Raw genomic sequence first — 2,976 nt, forward strand, 5'->3', positions numbered from 1 at the left:
ATTCTAACACTAAGTCGTATCAGTAAAACCCATCTGGGTTGTATGGTTAAGCCTCACGGGTCATTAGTACAAGTTAGCTCAACGCCTCACAACGCTTACACACCTTGCCTATCAACGTAGTAGTCTCCTACGGCCCTTTAGAGAGCTTAAAGCTCTAGGGATGACTCATCTTGGGGCTCGCTTCCCGCTTAGATGCTTTCAGCGGTTATCGATTCCGAACGTAGCTACTGGGCAATGCCATTGGCATGACAACCCAAACACCAGCGGTTCGTCCACTCCGGTCCTCTCGTACTAGGAGCAGCTCCCCTCAATCATCCAACGCCCACGGCAGATAGGGACCGAACTGTCTCACGACGTTCTGAACCCAGCTCGCGTACCACTTTAAATGGCGAACAGCCATACCCTTGGGACCGACTTCAGCCCCAGGATGTGATGAGCCGACATCGAGGTGCCAAACACCGCCGTCGATATGAACTCTTGGGCGGTATCAGCCTGTTATCCCCGGAGTACCTTTTATCCGTTGAGCGATGGCCCTTCCATTCAGAACCACCGGATCACTATGACCTACTTTCGTACCTGCTCGACGTGTATGTCTCGCAGTTAAGCTGGCTTATGCCATTGCACTAACCGTACGATGTCCGACCGTACTTAGCCAACCTTCGTGCTCCTCCGTTACTCTTTGGGAGGAGACCGCCCCAGTCAAACTACCCACCAGGCACTGTCCTCAACCCCGATAAGGGGCCAGAGTTAGAACATCAAAACTACAAGGGTGGTATTTCAAGATTGACTCCACTCAGACTAGCGTCCAAGCTTCAAAGTCTCCCACCTATCCTACACATGTAGGTTCAATGTTCAGTGCCAAGCTATAGTAAAGGTTCACGGGGTCTTTCCGTCTAGCCGCGGGTATACGGCATCTTCACCGCAATTTCAACTTCACTGAGTCTCGGCTGGAGACAGCGTGGCCATCATTACGCCATTCGTGCAGGTCGGAACTTACCCGACAAGGAATTTCGCTACCTTAGGACCGTTATAGTTACGGCCGCCGTTTACCGGGGCTTCGATCATGAGCTTCTCCGAAGATAACCCAATCAATTAACCTTCCGGCACCGGGCAGGCGTCACACCGTATACGTCATCTTGCGATTTTGCACAGTGCTGTGTTTTTGATAAACAGTTGCAGCCACCTGGTATCTGCGACTCCCGTCAGCTTAGAGAGCAAGTCTCATCACCAACAGGAGCGTACCTTCTCCCGAAGTTACGGTACCATTTTGCCTAGTTCCTTCAGCCGAGTTCTCTCAAGCGCCTTGGTATTCTCTACCCGACCACCTGTGTCGGTTTGGGGTACGATTCCCGCTAACCTGAAGCTTAGAAGATTTTCCTGGAAGCATGGCATCAACTACTTCATCACCTTAGTGACTCGTCATCAGCTCTCAGCCTGTACATTTAAGTACGAATTCCCGGATTTGCCTAAGAATTCAACCTACCACCTTAAACGCGGACTACCAACGCCGCGCTAGCCTAGCCTTCTCCGTCTCTCCATCGCAGTTAGCGGAAGTACAGAAATATTAATCTGTTTCCCATCGATTACGCCTTTCGGCCTCACCTTAGGGGTCGACTCACCCTGCCCCGATTAACGTTGGACAGGAACCCTTGGTCTTCCGGCGAGGGAGTTTTTCACTCCCTTTATCGTTACTCATGTCAGCATTCGCACTTCTGATACGTCCAGTGTGGGTTACCCCTTCACCTTCAACCGCTTACAGAACGCTCCTCTACCGCGCACTTCTAATGAAATGCACCCGTAGCTTCGGTGGTATGTTTAGCCCCGTTAAATCTTCCGCGCAGGCCGACTCGACTAGTGAGCTATTACGCTTTCTTTAAATGATGGCTGCTTCTAAGCCAACATCCTAGCTGTCTAAGCCTTCCCACATCGTTTCCCACTTAACATACACTTTGGGACCTTAGCTGACGGTCTGGGTTGTTTCCCTTTTGACAACGGACGTTAGCACCCGCTGTCTGTCTCCCGAGTAGTACTCATTGGTATTCGGAGTTTGCAAAGGGTTGGTAAGTCGGGATGACCCCCTAGCCTTAACAGTGCTCTACCCCCAATGGTATTCGCTCGAGGCGCTACCTAAATAGCTTTCGAGGAGAACCAGATATCTCCGAGTTTGATTGGCCTTTCACCCCCAGCCACAAGTCATCCGCTCATTTTTCAACATAAGTCGGTTCGGTCCTCCAGTTGATGTTACTCAACCTTCAACCTGCCCATGGCTAGATCACTCGGTTTCGGGTCTACACCTTGCAACTAAACGCGCAGTTAACACTCGGTTTCCCTACGGCTCCGCTATTCGCTTAACCTCGCTACAAAATGTAAGTCGCTGACCCATTATACAAAAGGTACGCAGTCACGGTCTCAAGAACCGCTCCCACTGCTTGTACGTACACGGTTTCAGGTTCTATTTCACTCCCCTCACAGGGGTTCTTTTCGCCTTTCCCTCACGGTACTGGTTCACTATCGGTCAGTCAGGAGTATTTAGCCTTGGAGGATGGTCCCCCCATATTCAAACAGGATGTCACGTGTCCCGCCTTACTCGTTTTCATCTATGGTTAGTTTTCGTGTACGGGGCTATCACCCTGTGCCGCTGAGCTTTCCAACTCATTCCACTAACACCCCATAGACTTAAGGGCTAATCCCCGTTCGCTCGCCGCTACTAGGGGAATCTCGGTTGATTTCTTTTCCTCCGGGTACTTAGATGTTTCAGTTCCCCGGGTTTGCCTCACAACACTATGTATTCATGTTGTGATACATGCTTATGCATGTGGGTTTCCCCATTCGGATATCGTTAGCTCAAATGCTTATTACTAGCTCGCCAACGCTTTTCGCAAGTTATTACGTCCTTCATCGCCTCTGACTGCCAAGGCATCCACCGTATACGCTTGGTCACTTAACCATACAACCCAAATGAGTTTCACTTACGTG

Annotated in this window: 1 rRNA gene; it reads right to left on the reverse strand. The window is 50.5% G+C overall.

What is annotated here, in order from left to right:
• Positions 1–42: 42 nt before the first annotated feature.
• A 23S ribosomal RNA gene (locus H5114_RS20130) occupies positions 43–2,947 on the reverse strand.
• Positions 2,948–2,976: the final 29 nt, after the last annotated feature.

The sequence above is a fragment of the Shewanella sp. SR43-8 genome, assembly GCF_014163775.1.
Lineage (GTDB): Bacteria > Pseudomonadota > Gammaproteobacteria > Enterobacterales > Shewanellaceae > Shewanella > Shewanella vesiculosa.